At 37.2% G+C, this 15,440-nt stretch carries 15 protein-coding genes; 5 read left to right on the top strand and 10 right to left on the bottom strand.

Annotation, left to right across the window (positions count from 1 at the left end):
- Window positions 1-46 precede the first annotated feature (46 nt).
- From U8526_RS00075 to U8526_RS00045, 7 genes are all read right to left on the bottom strand, one after another.
- Entirely contained in the window at window positions 47-826 is a 780-nt protein-coding gene (locus U8526_RS00075; protein WP_334339923.1) for an inositol monophosphatase family protein, read from the bottom strand.
- Entirely contained in the window at window positions 810-1,100 is a 291-nt protein-coding gene (locus U8526_RS00070; RefSeq protein WP_334339922.1) for a UPF0223 family protein, read from the bottom strand. Before U8526_RS00070 ends, U8526_RS00075 begins: the two co-directional genes overlap by 17 nt.
- A 131-nt stretch (window positions 1,101-1,231) precedes the next feature.
- On the bottom strand, window positions 1,232-2,659 hold the full coding sequence (gene lpdA, locus U8526_RS00065) for a dihydrolipoyl dehydrogenase (protein ID WP_334339921.1): 1,428 nt from the start codon (window positions 2,657-2,659) through the stop codon (window positions 1,232-1,234).
- 5 nt (window positions 2,660-2,664) lie between these two features.
- Window positions 2,665-3,951 carry a 2-oxo acid dehydrogenase subunit E2 gene (locus U8526_RS00060; protein WP_334339920.1) on the bottom strand — a complete coding sequence of 429 codons (1,287 nt, stop codon included), beginning with the start codon at window positions 3,949-3,951 and terminating at the stop codon, window positions 2,665-2,667.
- A 26-nt stretch (window positions 3,952-3,977) separates the two neighbouring features.
- The gene (locus U8526_RS00055; protein WP_334339919.1) at window positions 3,978-4,955 is read right to left on the bottom strand and encodes an alpha-ketoacid dehydrogenase subunit beta; all 978 of its coding nucleotides are present in this window, start codon (window positions 4,953-4,955) and stop codon (window positions 3,978-3,980) included.
- Between the two features lie 2 nt (window positions 4,956-4,957).
- Window positions 4,958-6,058 carry a pyruvate dehydrogenase (acetyl-transferring) E1 component subunit alpha gene (pdhA, locus tag U8526_RS00050; RefSeq protein ID WP_334339918.1) on the bottom strand — a complete coding sequence of 367 codons (1,101 nt, stop codon included), beginning with the start codon at window positions 6,056-6,058 and terminating at the stop codon, window positions 4,958-4,960.
- Between the two features lie 145 nt (window positions 6,059-6,203).
- Complete coding sequence (locus U8526_RS00045; RefSeq protein WP_334339917.1) at window positions 6,204-7,202, bottom strand: D-2-hydroxyacid dehydrogenase; 999 nt, start codon at window positions 7,200-7,202, stop codon at window positions 6,204-6,206.
- Between the two features lie 221 nt (window positions 7,203-7,423).
- Between U8526_RS00045 and def the strand changes: the two genes are divergently transcribed.
- From def to U8526_RS00020, 5 genes are all read left to right on the top strand, one after another.
- A complete protein-coding gene (gene def / locus U8526_RS00040; RefSeq protein WP_334339916.1) occupies window positions 7,424-7,984 on the top strand; it encodes a peptide deformylase in 561 nt (186 codons plus the stop codon).
- Between the two features lie 137 nt (window positions 7,985-8,121).
- Window positions 8,122-8,334, top strand: a complete 213-nt coding sequence (locus U8526_RS00035; protein WP_334339915.1) for a DNA-directed RNA polymerase subunit epsilon — start codon at window positions 8,122-8,124, stop codon at window positions 8,332-8,334.
- 3 nt (window positions 8,335-8,337) lie between these two features.
- Window positions 8,338-10,029 (top strand): ribonuclease J1, encoded by a 1,692-nt coding sequence (rnjA, locus tag U8526_RS00030; RefSeq protein WP_334339914.1) that lies wholly within the window; start codon window positions 8,338-8,340, stop codon window positions 10,027-10,029.
- 54 nt (window positions 10,030-10,083) lie between these two features.
- Entirely contained in the window at window positions 10,084-10,761 is a 678-nt protein-coding gene (locus U8526_RS00025; protein ID WP_334339913.1) for a diacylglycerol/lipid kinase family protein, read from the top strand.
- The gene (locus tag U8526_RS00020) at window positions 10,709-11,038 is read left to right on the top strand and encodes a diacylglycerol kinase (protein WP_334339912.1); all 330 of its coding nucleotides are present in this window, start codon (window positions 10,709-10,711) and stop codon (window positions 11,036-11,038) included. Before U8526_RS00025 ends, U8526_RS00020 begins: the two co-directional genes overlap by 53 nt.
- A gap of 143 nt (window positions 11,039-11,181) precedes the next feature.
- Here the strand turns inward: U8526_RS00020 and recD2 are convergent, their stop codons facing one another.
- Genes recD2 through U8526_RS00005 form a run of 3 tightly spaced genes read right to left on the bottom strand, consistent with a single transcriptional unit; the run spans window position 11,182 to window position 14,877 of the window.
- Window positions 11,182-13,563: an SF1B family DNA helicase RecD2 gene (recD2, locus tag U8526_RS00015; RefSeq protein WP_334339911.1), complete on the bottom strand. Its 2,382-nt coding sequence runs from the start codon at window positions 13,561-13,563 to the stop codon at window positions 11,182-11,184.
- A complete protein-coding gene (locus tag U8526_RS00010) occupies window positions 13,556-14,218 on the bottom strand; it encodes a tetratricopeptide repeat protein (protein ID WP_334339910.1) in 663 nt (220 codons plus the stop codon). The genes recD2 and U8526_RS00010 overlap by 8 nt, the downstream gene beginning before the upstream one ends.
- Before the next feature lie 8 nt (window positions 14,219-14,226).
- Window positions 14,227-14,877 (bottom strand): histidine phosphatase family protein, encoded by a 651-nt coding sequence (locus U8526_RS00005; protein ID WP_334339909.1) that lies wholly within the window; start codon window positions 14,875-14,877, stop codon window positions 14,227-14,229.
- Window positions 14,878-15,440 lie beyond the last annotated feature (563 nt).

Genomic DNA, 15,440 nt, shown 5'->3' with positions numbered 1-15,440 from the left:
TTTAAATTACTTGCAATAAAAAAACTGTGAAACCTCTCACAGTTCACTAACGCGTTTTGACTGTCGTCAGTGCTTCAGAAACAACTTTCTGAGTACCAACTATTACGACTTGTGATTTTAGCATATTTATTGGTGTATCGTCAATACTTACTACGTCCATACCTGCAGCTTCACACAAAACACGTCCTGCAGCCAAATCCCATGGTGCTAAGTATGACATATACATGACTTCTTTTCCAGTCAGGAGATGACCGAAAATAATTCCTGCACTTCCATAAACCCTATAACCACTGCTTTTTTTAATAACGTCCTGAACATTAAATCTATTAGCTAAAGCCATTGGTGCGGATACATCAACTAAACCTTCAACTAAAGACAAATTCTTAGGAGCATCTATTTTCTCATCATTAATGAACAAGCCAATTTCTTTACCGCCGTGGTAAATGTTATTACCCATAACATCTATAATAGCACCAATTAATGGTTTTCCATCAATGTAAACGCCAATCATGGATGCAAAATCATCACCGCGTTTAACAAAATTCATCGTACCGTCGATTGGATCAACAAAAAATACTAGTCCTGACATATCGGTAACTAAATCACCATAGCCTTCTTCACTAACGATCGTAGCTTCAGGAAAAGCCTCTTTAAGTTCTGAATTAATATAGCGCTCTGTTTTTTTGTCAAAATTTGTTACTAAATCGTTTCGATTCTTTTTAGTATCGACTGATTTTTTCTTCAGGGCATCGTCTTTTAAGCTTTCACCAACATTTCTTAAAAGCTTTACTAGAAATTCATCTATTTCTTTACTGTCTACTGTCATTATGAATCCTTACTTTCTCGCCTTTTTTTGCCGCACGACTCATTTTAAACACCTGATAAATAGAATAACCTGACTCAAGTTCAAACTCTTTATCTAATTTCTTTTGTTCCATCTTCATTGGGACAACTTGTTGGAATGCGCGATATTTCTGCAAAAATTCATCACTTTTAATACTTGATTCATAGGCCTTTTCGACCGCATTATACAAAGCAATTACTTTAACAATGTCATCTTGTGACCATGTTTCATCAAGGGGATAACTGTAATTATGCATTGATAACTCCCTTCATTTTTACTCTACTATACAAAAAAAGCGATACAATTGCATCGCTTTTATACGGAAATAATTAATTTAGTATACGAAAAATCCTCTTTTCGGTTTCTAAACGTTCTTCCCTTTTTCTATTAAATGTGTGTTGGGAAACCAATTAACATATCGGCAGCTTCTTGAATAGGTTCACCCAATGTTGGATGTGGATGAATCGTTAGAGCAATATCTTCAGCATTGAGTTGACAGTTAACAGCCACACTCAACTCAGAAATCAAGTCACTAGCTCCAGGTCCGACAATTTGTCCACCCAATAGTGTGCCAGTGTCTTTTTGAGCAACTAATTTAACGAATCCTTCAGCAGCATCAAGTGAAACAGCACGTGCATTTCCGGCAAATGGGAATTTAGCTACTTTAACTTCAATTCCTTTATCCTTAGCATCTTGTTCTGTCAAACCAACGCTAGCTAGTTCTGGATCAGTGAAACAAACTGCTGGAACGCCAATATAGTCGTTTGCAGTGTTTTTGCCAGAGATTGCTCCAGCAACTGTCTTAGCCTCAAAGAATGCCTTGTGAGCCAAAGCTGGTCCCGGTGTAATATCACCAATTGCATAAATATTATCAACTGAAGTCTTACCTTGTTCGTCTACTTCAACTAGACCCTTATCAGTCAACTTAACATTAGTCATTTCAAGGCCAAAGTTATCTGTGTTTGGACGACGACCAACAGTTACCATACAATAATCAGCACTGATTGTTGTTGGTTTACCATCGACTTCATAAGTTACTTCAACACTATCGCCTTTGTTTTCACTCTTCTTAGCCATAGCGTTAGTAATGATTGTAACGCCCTTCTTTTCAAGGTTCTTCTTAACGATTGAGACCATATCTTTTTCAAAGTTAGGAATAATGTTAGGTGAACCTTCAAGGATAGTTACATGAGAACCTAGATCAGCATATGCTCCAGCTAATTCTGTTCCGACATAGCCACCACCAATGATGACGAATTCCTTTGGAACTTCTTTCAAGTTCAAACCACCAGTTGAATCAATCACGCGGTCATCGAACTTGAATCCTCTGATTTCGATAGGACGACTACCAGTTGCCAAAATCAAATGCTTGAACTTGATAGTTTGTCCACCACCGTTGTCCATGAATTGTCTAGGACCACTTGGCATAACTCTTAATTGTGTATCACTGTCTAGATAAGCTTCACCGTTGATCAATTCAACATGATGCTTCTTCAAAAGCATTTGTACACCGCCAGTCATTCTGGCAACAACTTTTTCATCTTTCCAAGCTTGTGTCTTAGTAAAATCAATTGTGGCATCACTTGTGGTAATTCCATAAGTTGATGAGTCTTTAGCTTGTTGAAGTCTGTGTCCAGCTGTAATTAAAGCTTTTGATGGCACACAACCAACATTTAGACAAACACCACCAACGGTATCTGATTTTTCAATGATAGTAACATCTTGTCCTAATTCTGAAGCTCTGATTGCTGCAACGTAACCACCAGGGCCGGAACCAATAATAACGGTATCTTTTTCTATTACGTCTTCTGCCATGTTAACTAGCCCTCCATTAATAACATATCTGGATCATGCAACAATTTCTTCAATAGATTCAAAGCATTCTGAGCCAATGCACCATCAATTAATCTGTGATCATAACTCAATGATAACTTCAACATATTACCTACTTGAATGTTGCCATCCTCATCAACATAAGGTTCTTTAGCAATCTTACCGACACCAAGGATTGCTACTTCTGGGTAATTGATAACTGGTGTGAACCAGCCACCACCGATAGAACCAACATTACTAATTGTGATTGATCCACCGGACATCTTATCCATACTCAACTTGTTGTCATAAGCAGCTTGTGAGTTTTCAGTGATTTCTTTGGCAATTTCAAACATACCTTTGGAATCAACGTTCTTAACATTTGGAACATAAAGTCCATGTTCTGTATTAGTAGCAATACCTACATTGTAATAGTGCTTGTAGACGATTTCTTCTGTAGAATCATCGATTGAAGCATTCAATTCTGGATATGCCTTCATTACGGCTACCAAAGCCTTAACAATATAAGGTAAGAATGTTAGATGAATGTCCTTATCAGCAGCGATTGCTTTATACTTCTTACGGTTAGCCATTAAAGCGCTTACTTCAACGTCATCAAAACTAGTTACGTGTGGAGCTGTGTGCTTACTATTGAGCATTGCCTTAGCAATAGCTTTTCTAGTCATAGACATCTTCTCACGTGTCTCAAGCTCTGGAGTAGCAGACTTGTATGGTGTAATTGTATTTGCTGGTGCCTGTGGTGCTGCAGCTGCTGCAGGAGCGGCTGTTTGTGGTGCAGCACTTCCATCGAATGAGTCAACATCAGCTTTAGTGATTTGTCCATGTTTGCCACTAGGTGTGACCTTTGCCAAATCGACACCCTTATCACGAGCATATTGACGAACTGAAGGCATTGCTAAGTAATTAGTATCAGCTGATCCAGTAGCAGGTCCGGCTGTTGCTGGTGCTTGTTCTGAGTTACTTTCATCCTTTTGTTCTGACTTGTCAGCTTCTTTATCATCCTTAGCTGGTTGATCATCGTCACCTGTATCAGGAGAGCCGTCATCAATAACAATCAATGTGTCTCCAATTTCAACAGTGTCTCCCTCTTGCGCAACAATTTGTTTAACTGTACCAGCAACAGGTGAAGGCAATTCTTCAACTGATTTATCATTTTGAATTTCTACTAAGGAGTCATCTTCTTTAACTGTGTCTCCTTCTTTTACTAGCCAGCTGGCAATTTCACCTTCGGCCATCCCTTCGCCTAGTTCAGGTAATTTAAATTTGTAAGCCATAGTTGGATTCCCTTCCTTCGATCTAATTAGTAGTTGAGAATTTCATTTACTTTTTCTTCAATTTCTTTTGCACGTGGAATCCAAATGTCCTCACCTAAAGCAAATGGATATACACTATTTGGAGCTGCAACTCTACCAATTGGTGCATCAAGAGAAAGAACCGCGTCCTCGGCAATAGCTGAGGCAACTTGTGCGCCCACACCAGCTATCTTTTGTGCTTCTTGAACGATAACTACTTTATGAGTCTTTTCGATTGATTTGAAAATTGTATCTGTATCAATTGGTGAAACAGTTCTAAGATCAATAACTTCAACAGAGATATTCTTTTTAGCTAAATCGTCAGCAACTTTCAATGCTTCATTTACTTCAGCACCGTAAGCAACGATTGTAATATCATTACCTTCACGGGCAACATTTGCCTTGTCCAAAGGTACAGTATACTTGCCATCAGGAATGTCATCTTTCATTGAACGATATAACTTCAAGTTTTCCATAAATAGAACAGGATCGTTATTTTCAACAGATGAAATCAATAGTCCCTTAGCATCGTATGGGTTACTTGGCATAACAACACGTAGACCTGGTGTGCTTGCAAAGATATTTTCTAGATTATCAGCATGCATTTCAGCAGTATGAGTACCACCACCATAAGGTGTACGAATTGTTACAGGGGATGTTCTTAGTCCGTCAAAACGGAAACGCATTCTAGCTTCTTGACCAATAATTTGGTCAACAGCTTCAAGTGAGAATCCCATAAATTGAATTTCTGGAATTGGACGCCATCCAGTTAGGCCCAATCCAGTTGCTAAACCTAAAATTCCTGATTCAGCTAAAGGTGTATCGAATACACGGTCTTCACCATATTTTTCTTGAAGCCCTTGAGTCGTTCTGAAAACACCACCGTTTTTACCAACGTCTTCACCAAAGATCAAAGTTTTTGGATCATCTTCAAGAACGATATCTAAGGCGTCTGTAATTGCTTGAATGTAAGTTTTCTTAGCCATTTTTACTTCGACTCCTTTGCTTCAAATTTAGCGATTTCTTTTTTCATTTCTGGAGTTGGAATTTCAAAGGTACGTTTCAACATATCTGAAACCTTGTCTTCAGGAACAGCATCGGCTTCCTTAATTGCTTCCTTAAATGAAGCTTTATATTCATCAACTAACTTATCTTCTTGTTCTTCAGACCATAGACCCTTGTCTTCAAGAACTTTTCTTAAACGAATTAATGGATCCTTATCGAACCATGGTTGTTCTTCATCCTTGGTTCTGTAACGCTTAGGATCATCACCAGCACTTGAGTGAGCACCGAAACGATATGTCAAAGTTTCGATCATTACAGGACCATTACCAGCTGTAATGTACTCACGGGCTGCTTTAGCAACAGCGTAACATGCCAAAATATCCATACCATCTACTTGAATACTTGGAATACCGGCAGCAACAGCTTTTTGAGCTAATGTTGGAGCAGCAGTTTGTTTTGCACGTGGTGTTGAAATAGCAAAGCCATTATTTTGAACGATGAACAATGCAGGAACTTTAAAGGCACCAGCAAAGTTCATACCTTCATAACTATCACCTTGAGAAGTACCACCATCACCAGTATAGGTAAAGGCAATAGCATCTTCGCCATTCTTCTTTAGACCCATAGCTACACCGGCAGCTTCATCATATGCAGCACCGATGATAATTTGAGGCATCATTGAACGAGCATCATATTTATTACCAGCAACATGTCCACGTGACCACAAATAAGCTTGGGTTACAGTAGCACCATGTTGAATTAATTGAGGTACATCACGATATGCAGGAAGAAGATAATCATTCTTCTTCATTGCTAAAACAGTTCCCATCTCTGAAGCTTCCTCACCTTCAGTCGGTGCATAGAAGCCCATCCGACCTTGACGTGAGAAGTTCATTGTCTGTTCATGCAATGCACGCTCCCATACCATTTTTTTCATAAACTCAACTAAATCATCATCTGAAAATGAATCAAAGACTTCTTGATCTGTTATCTCAGCTTTTTCATTCAATACTTGAATGGGTTTTGAAACATCCGATAAATTATTTTTAAGTGCTTCAAAATCAACAATTGGTTTATTTGCCATTCTCCACAGTCCTTTCATAAAAACTATCCCTTGTGAATCCTGTAAGGGCTTTCATAAATTTAGTCTAACATTGATCGCTCAAAAAACAAGTAGTTTAGGCATTCTTTGCATATAAAAAATTTTATAAAGCTTGTGAAAGTGGTCACTATTTTTCTAATTTTATCTCATTTTCTGAGGTTCCAGTTTCTAATTCTGAAACCATCGAATTCAATGAAATAGTTGCCATGTTTTTCACAGCCTTAGTTGTATAGAACGCAATATGTGGTGTCAAAATGAATCTTGGACTCTTAATTACCTTTTCCAAAACTTCATCAGAAAATTCTTGATCACTTAAATCGGAGTTAAAGACACCAACTTCATTTTCATAAACATCCAAAACAGCGCCATATAGCTTACCAGATGCAACTGCGTCGTATAGATCCTTAGTGTTGATCAAATCGCCACGGGCACTATTAACCACAATGGAGTTATCTTTCATCTCAGCAATAGACTCACGATTGATTACAGTGTGTCCCTTACCTAAACTTGGTATATGTAGAGTTACTACGTCTGATTCTTTCAACAAGGTATCCAGATCATTAACGTACATTCCTTGTTTTTCTAATTCTTGATTGTGAAATTTGTCATATGCTATAACTTTTGCTCCAAAACCTTGATAAATTTTTATTGCAGCTCGACCGATTCTACCGGTACCAGCTACACCAACTGTTAGTTGATTTAGCTCTCGACCGATGTCTGGAGCCCATCTAAAGTCATGATTATCTATTTTTCTGAACATATGTTTTAGATTTCTTAACAAAGCCATCAAGCCTGCAACAGAATATTCAGCGATAGCCTCTGGTGAATAACTTGGTACATTCGTTAAACGAATCTGATTCTTCTTTAGAGCCTCAAACGGAACATTGTCGACACCAACATTTCTAAGTGAAAGAACATGAATACCATATTCATTCATCTTGTCGAATATTTTCTCGTCATATGGCAATTGTTGGTAAGCAACAATACCGTCATAGCCTTTTGCTAGCTGAACAGTCTCAGGTGTTAATAAATCTGTAACGATTTTTACTTCTATATTGTTCTCTTTTGACCATTCCTCAATATATTTCTTTTCGTCGTGTCTGACACCAAAATCAATTAATCTCATACAAAACCTCCAGTAGCAGTATTTATGTATTATCGTGTAACCGATAACATATAAGAATATTTTATCATGCAACCCCTTACTAAAACAAAAATAGTACATCTGAAATCGTTTTCTAATATTATCAGACAGCTTTTTTTCCAAATACTTCTATTTTTTAGGCAAAATAATCTATAATAGATATACTGAAGTATTTTTATACAATTAAACATTCGGAGGAAACTATGTATTTTATGAAAGATATCGTCCGTGATGGCGATCCCGTTTTAAGAAAAGTTGCAGCAGATGTTAAATTTCCATTGAGTGACGAAGACAAAGCCTTAGCCGCTAATATGATGGAATATCTTGTTAAGAGTCAAGATGAAGATTACGCTGAAAAACATCAATTACGTGCTGGTGTCGGTTTGGCCGCTCCTCAAGTTGGTGTTTCAGAAATGATGGCCGCTGTCTTAGTACCTAATGAAGAAGATCCTGACAAGCCTCTTCTAAAAATCACTCTAATCAATCCTGTTATCGTCAGAAACTCAGTTCAAAAAGCTGCCTTATCTGAGGGTGAAGGTTGCCTATCAGTTGATAAAGATGTTCCTGGATTCGTTCCACGTGCAGATCGTATTACTATTAAATATGATGATTTTGAAGGAAATTCTCAGACACTACGTGTTAAAGGTTACCCTGCCATCGTTTGTCAACATGAAATTGACCATTTGAATGGTCACCTATATTACGACAAGATTAATAAGAAAGAACCATTCACGCTTGACCCAAGTACTGTTGTGATTTCTTAATATAGTCTTCAAGTATACTTACCATTTTATATATGGTAGAATTGTGCTATCTATTGATTAACGCACAAATGGACTAGAAAAAACGTCAAATGAAACTGACCTGTTTCATTTAATTCGATTTAAAGGAGAAAATTATATTGATTTATAAAGTTTTATATCAAACAAGCGAACTAGATAACCCCCGTCGTGAATTTACACATTCACTATACATGGATGCAGAATCAAACATTGCCGTCCGTGAAGCAGTTGAAAAAAATACTGACTATAACATTGAATTTATTCAGGAACTCGACGAAAAACACTTAGAGTACGAAAAGAAGAGCCCTGATTTTAAATTGACGGAGTTTTAATTAATGTCATTTAAAGTTAAAAATAATGAAGTTGCTGTTTTTGCCATCGGGGGCCTTGGTGAAATCGGTAAAAATATGTATGGAGTTCAATATCAAGACGAACTGATCGTTATTGATGCCGGAATTAAATTTCCCGAAGATGAACTTCTAGGAATTGACTACGTCATTTCTGATTACAGTTACTTAGTAGAAAACAAGGACAAGATCAAGGGATTATTCATCACTCATGGTCACGAAGATCACATTGGTGGTATTCCTTATCTACTCCAACAACTTCCAAACATCCCTGTTTACGCCGGTCCATTGGCATGTGCATTGATCAAGGGTAAATTGGAAGAGCATGGCTTATTAAGAACTACAGAAATGCATGTCTTGCACGAAGATGATGTTATCAAATTCCCTAAGACAAGCGTTTCTTTCTTCAGAACTACTCACTCTATTCCTGATACTTTAGGTGTTGCTGTTCATACGCCTCAAGGTATTATCGTTGAAACTGGTGATTTCAAATTTGATTTAACTCCAGTTGCTGGCCTACCATCCCCTAACCTACAAAAGATGGCTGCCTTGGGACAAAAGGGTGTTTTATGTTTACTATCAGATAGTACAAATGCAGAAATTCCTACATTTTCAAAGTCTGAACGTTCAGTTGGTTTAACAATTCATCAAATATTCGAAACTATCAATGGCAGAATTATTTTTGCTACCTTTGCTTCTAATATTTATCGTATTTCTCAAGCAGTTGATGCTGCTATCCAACAAGGTCGAAAGATTGCGGTCTTTGGACGAAGTATGGAACAAGCAATCGAAAATGGACGTGAACTAGGTTATCTAAATATCTCTGATGATATGTTGATCGACCCACACGCCTTGAATCAAACACCTGCTAGTGAAACTTTGATTCTATGTACTGGTTCTCAAGGTGAACCATTAGCTGCTTTGAGCCGTATCGCTAACGGAACACATAGACAGATCACTATTCAACCTGGAGATACTGTTATCTTCTCAAGTAATCCAATTCCTGGTAATACAATCAGTGTTAACCACTTGATCAACCAATTATCAGAAGCTGGTGCTGAAGTTATTCATGGTAAAGTTAACAACATCCATGCTTCAGGACACGGTGGTCAAGAGGAACAAGAGTTGATGCTTCGTTTAATGAAACCTAAGTTCTTCATGCCAATTCACGGTGAATATCGTATGTTGAAGATTCACACAGAATTAGCTGAATTGTGTGACGTTCCTCAAGATCACTCATTCTTACTAGAAAATGGTGATGTCTTAGCTTTGACTAAGGACAATGCACGAGTTGCAGGTCACTTCCCTGCTGGCGATGTTTATGTCGACGGTAAAGGTGTTGGTGATATCGGTAATGTTGTTATCCATGATCGTCAAGTTCTTTCTGAGGAAGGAATGGTCGTAGTTGTAGCAACTATCGATTATCAAAAACATATCGTTTTAGCTGGTCCTGATATTCTTTCACGTGGATTTGTCTATATGCGTGAGTCAGGTGAATTGATCAATCAAGCACAAAAACGTGTCTTCCACTTGATCAAGAATGCCTTTGACGATGAAGAAACTAAAGTAACCGAAGCAGTGCTGAAACGTGTTATCATTGAAGGATTACAAGAATTCCTTTACAAACGTACTGAAAGAAATCCTGTTATCTTACCAATGCTAATTGGTACTTCAATCTAAATTCAATTTTAAAGTAGATCACTTGATCTACTTTTTTTATTTAAGGGTTATAAAATGGAAAAAACTGAAAGAATCGAAATCATCTTAAACCATCACGCTGGAAACGGACGTGCCCAAAAAGCTTGTAACAAAGTCACAGACTTTCTGAGACAACAAAATATTCCCTATGAGGTTCATTTAACAAAGTGTGACGGTGACGGTCAAAGAATTGCTAAACAATTAGCCGACCTACACCAAAATGATAAAATTGTCGTCATCGGTGGCGATGGAACTTTAAATCAGGCGGTTAATGGCGTTAAAACATCCAATTATCCTGACACTGCTTTAGGTTATATCCCTGGTGGTTCTGGTAACGACTTTTGTCGCGGAATCAAATTAAAGACTAAGGATCCCGTTATTCTGATGCAAGCCATTCTCTCTTTGAAAAATCCTCGAATGATCGATGTTGGTAAAGCAACTAGTAAAAACTTTTCCCATTATTTTATCAATAATATTGGAATCGGCTTTGACGCCAGTACTGTTTATTACACTAATCATTCAGAACGCAAAGAGTTTCTCAACAGTCTAGGATTGGGGACTCTCTCCTACTTCACCAATCTGCTCAAAGTACTGAAGCGTCAACAAGCTTTTGGATTAGATGTCAATTATCAGCAACACCAAAAGCACTTTGATTCTGCATATGTCGTTGTTGCTACCAACCATCCTTATTTTGGGGGGTGGTTTTGCCATTGATCCAACTGCTACACCATTTAATCATCATCTAAACTTGGTAGTAGTTAAAAAAATCAGTACACCGAAATTTGCTAAATTGATGACTAAATTATTAACAAATGGTTCACACTTGCAAGATAAAAATGTTTGGCATATTGAAACCGACAAGTTTGAATTAAAGAATTATACTAACCAGCATGGTCAAATGGATGGTGAGGAATTAAATCAGCATGAATTTGATTTTAATTTTGAAATCAGTCAACATCCTTTCTGGCTACCCGTGAAAAATAACGCCTAATATATCTTATTATAAAATCCAAATACCAAATAAAAAGCAGCTCCTATTAAGAGATTCAAGAACATACGTGTTTGTCCTTGAATACCTAATAGAAGCTGCTTTTTTATATGAATCTCTAAATATTATTATTTTATTCAATAATACTAAGCGTTATTTTTTTCGAGAAAATTATATGGAGTGACATTGTCCATGCCGATCATTGGATCAATAGAATTGTTCATTACCATATCCAAGGTTAAATGATAATCTATTGGCTCGCTGTCTTCTGGTTCTTCGGGATCTTCGTTTTTAGGCTTAATCTTAAATGTAGCAAAAATCCGTTCTTTTAAAGTTGTCTGCCGTTCGTTGGACTGATCACGGATCGATCTTTCAAAAGCTGAACGGTCACCGACCATGATTAACAGACGTCTTGAGCGGGTTACCGCTGTATATAATAGATTCCGACGCAACATTCGAGATTCTTCATTGACTAACGGTAGAATAACCATTTCAAATTCAGAACCTTGAGCCTTATGAATCGAAGTACAGTAGGCTAAAGAGATATTTAACCAATCCTTACGATCCAAGGAGACTTCGTTGCCATCAAAATCGATCACCAATTTATCAACGTGATCAGTATTTTCTTTAGCTAACAAGATTCCGACAATTTTACCAATCTCACCATTAAAGACATTATCTTCTGGAGAATTGACCAGATAAACGACTTTATCATTGATACGATATTTCGTATTGCCAACAGAAACTTCTTTTCGCTTCGGTGCCATAGGATTGACGACGTTTTGAATGACAACATTCAAATTGTCAATTCCTGCTTGTCCTCGATACATGGGTGCTAATACTTGGACATCAGCAATATCAAAACCACGATCCTCTGACTTGCTGATAATTTGTGACAACACTTCTGGAACATTCCGGCTATTGGAATTGATAAAGCTACGGTCAGCTTTATTTTGGAAAATACCTTCATCAATAATACCCTCATTGATGTCATGCGCTAATTGAATAATCGTTGAATCCTCATCTTGACGATGAATTTCATTCAAAATTGTTGTTGGAAAAGCGTCACTATTGATCAAATCTGAGAAAACTTGTCCTGGTCCTACTGATGGCAATTGATCCTTATCACCTACCAAAACAACCTGTGTTCCCGGTTGAACGGCATTGATCAAAGTTCTAAACAATTTCGTATCGACCATCGACATCTCATCAATGATCAATAATTTACAATCCAAAGTTGGTTCCGCAAATTCGTCGTCTTCTGTACCAGTCAATCCTAGTAAACGGTGAATCGTCATCGCAGGTAAACCGGTTGATTCACCCATATGTTTTGCCGCCCGTCCAGTCGGAGCAGCTAAGGCAATAGCATAATCTTCAGAACTGGGATCTAACGTCATATCGTTTAACTTAGCATATGACGAAACGATGGCATTAATAATCGTAGTTTTACCAGTTCCCGGACCACCTGTTAGTAGGAAAATTGAATGTGTCAAAGACTGTTCGATAGCCCTTTCCTGTGATTCATCGTATTGGACTTTAAACGTTTTTTCAACATGCTTCAACTCTTTTTTGAATTCACGCTTAGTCCATTCCACACCTTTGAAGGTATCGGTAATCATTTTGAGTGATTGCGCAATCGACCATTCACTGTCAGATAAATTTTTCTCATAAACGTGACCGTCTTCAACTGCTAAAACGCCATCGTTGACTAACTTCTTCAATCCTGATAATAGTTTCTTATTTAAATCAGTAGTCGAATTAGCATTAAGGACACCACTAGCTCGTTTGATCAAATCATCCTGGGCCACATAGGTGTCACCTGTCTCATTGATGATCAAACTGACCATCTGAATCAAGGCTCCTTTGATTCTTCTGGGGTCATCGCCAGTAATTCCTAATCGCTTGGCTAACTCATCAGCACGTTTGAATCCGACTCCTTTAACATCTAAAACTAATTGATAGGGGTCTTCTGTAATCTTATCCAGTGTCTGCGGACCATATTTTTGAAAAATACGTGCGCTCAAGGTAGTCCCGAAACCATAATTATTGAGTTGATACAAAACTTGTTCTGTTAAATGATTCTTTGAAATCTGGTCAACGATATTATTAGTCTTCTCTTCACCCAATTTCAAAAAATCCAAAGCATGAGGGTCCTGTAGAATCTTGTCGATGGCATTTTCTCCAAGTGTATCAACAATTTTTTCAGCTTTCTTTTTACCAATCCCAGGAAATTCATCGCTGGAAAAGAAACTGATCAACTCTTTACGTCCGCTGGGACGACTACGTTTGTAAGAAGTGGCTTGAAATTGTTTGCCGTATTTTGGATGATCGACCATATTGCCTTCAAAACGATATTCTTCTTCTTCCGAGATTTCACCAAAACTACCGGTTACGACGATATCATTAGCGTCCCAATCAGTATTAGTTTTTTTGATCTTGATCGTAAAGATTTTGAATAGATTTTCAGGGTTCTCGAAGAAAATGGCTTTAACAGTACCCACAAAATACTGCTTCTCACTTTCAGTCATTCTTATCTCCTTGCTGTTTAATAAATTCTTGTAGATCAGCTAATTTTTTCTCGTGCTTCACATAGTAAGCTTCATCCAATTTTTTGGACTCATTTAAATAGTTTTGATAGTCTTGCTTTAGATTCATTGCACACAATGCCATATTAAAGTAATGCTTAGCTTCTGGCTGGATTTCATTGGCAACCTTATAAAATCCTAGTGCCTCATTAAAATTACCGTTAGCAAGCAATAAATCGGCTAATAACTCATTAGCTTGTAAATCTTTGGGAGCTTTTTCAGCCGCCGTCAAAGCATACATAATTGCTAATTGACGTTTACCTTGCTGATCCAATGTTTTAGCCATCATAAAATAAGCTTCAAAGGCATAGTTGTCATCAATTAAACTTTGAAAAATCTGATTAGCTTTATCATACTTGTCAGCCAAATAATAAACATTTCCTAAATTATAAAGTAAATCCTGATTATTCTTGAACATTTCTAACGAACGAGCTAATAATTCCTCCGCTTGTTCTAAATCGCCAGCTTGAACTAAGTAAGTCGACAATTGTAAAATTTCCGGCAACTGTTTAGGATTTTTATTCAAATCGGCGACTAATAATTTAATCGCATCCTGTTTATTGCCATCGTTGAATAATTTTTCTGCTTTTTTATCCATCTAATACCTCAAATCGTATCGGAACTCTCAAGTTTCTTATGTAAGTAACCTGTTTCATTCCATTCAACCAATTTATATTGGCCATCATTATATTGTAAATGCGTCAAACTTGTATTCGACAATCCGCCATCTTTTCTAATGTCGTCAACTTTCGTTCCCAACAATGACTGAATCATTGTAACTAAAGCAGCACCATGACTAACAATTACGATACTACCCTTTTCATTATTAGCTTCAACAATTCTTTGAACAGCGCCTGTAGTTCTTTGAGCCACTTCTTCAAAAGATTCGCCACGGATCAAATCATAATCGTAATCCTTAGGTTGATTTCTAAAAGCGTAAATAACCTCAGGCATCTCACGTTCTAATTCTGAAAATTTACGACCTTCCATAATTCCTAGATCGAATTCACGTAAATCATCAACAATGGATAAGTCAATGTCACGATGCAAATCTTTAATCAGCGTTTCAGCAGTTGTTTTAGCGCGTGGAAGCGGACTTGAATACATATGATCAATTTCAACATCTTCAAGACGCTTCGCTAACAAACCAATATCGTGCATACTTTCTGACAACAAAGGTGAATCCCCATGTCCACCTTGATATTTCCCCTCTAAGTTCCATTGGGTCTTTCCATGTCTGACAAAATACAATTCCATTTTTCTCTCACCTTACAAAGTTAATTAACTATAATTATGGGTTTTTTAGTATTTTTTTTCAAGTTAAGCCCTAATTTTACAGAAAATAAATACTAAACCCTCAGAAAAGCTTATTGGTTAAGTATGCCACCCTCCACAACAAGGCGCTATTGGTCTGGAACGCTGTGGACACTGATTTGAGCTAATTGAAGTTCGCAATTATCTCAAATACAGGTCTTTTACTAGGTGGGAAACCCACCAAGTAAAATCTCACGGCTGAGACCAATAGTGCCTTGTTGTTCCGGGTTAAATATTTGTACTATTCTGTTTATTAATTTCTATATTTTTTCTGGAACGGTTCTAATCGATTATATATTTCTAGACTGATTAAATATATTACCTATTACACACATTACACGTTATATACAGATTTTTTCTTCTAGATTAAGAACGTTTTTTGAAACAAAGTCTAAATACCTAATTATATTTGACCAACTAAACAATCAAAGTACTCTTTAGTCCGGAGCAAAAATTGGGAATGCGTTCAGCTATGAGATTATTGTTATCGGCTTTGCCGATTACAA

It is taken from the genome of Companilactobacillus sp. HBUAS56275 (assembly GCF_036913655.1).
Taxonomy (GTDB): Bacteria; Bacillota; Bacilli; order Lactobacillales; family Lactobacillaceae; genus Companilactobacillus; species Companilactobacillus pullicola.
Note: the sequence above shows the minus strand (reverse complement) of the source record. Positions and strands in the feature narration are given on the sequence as shown.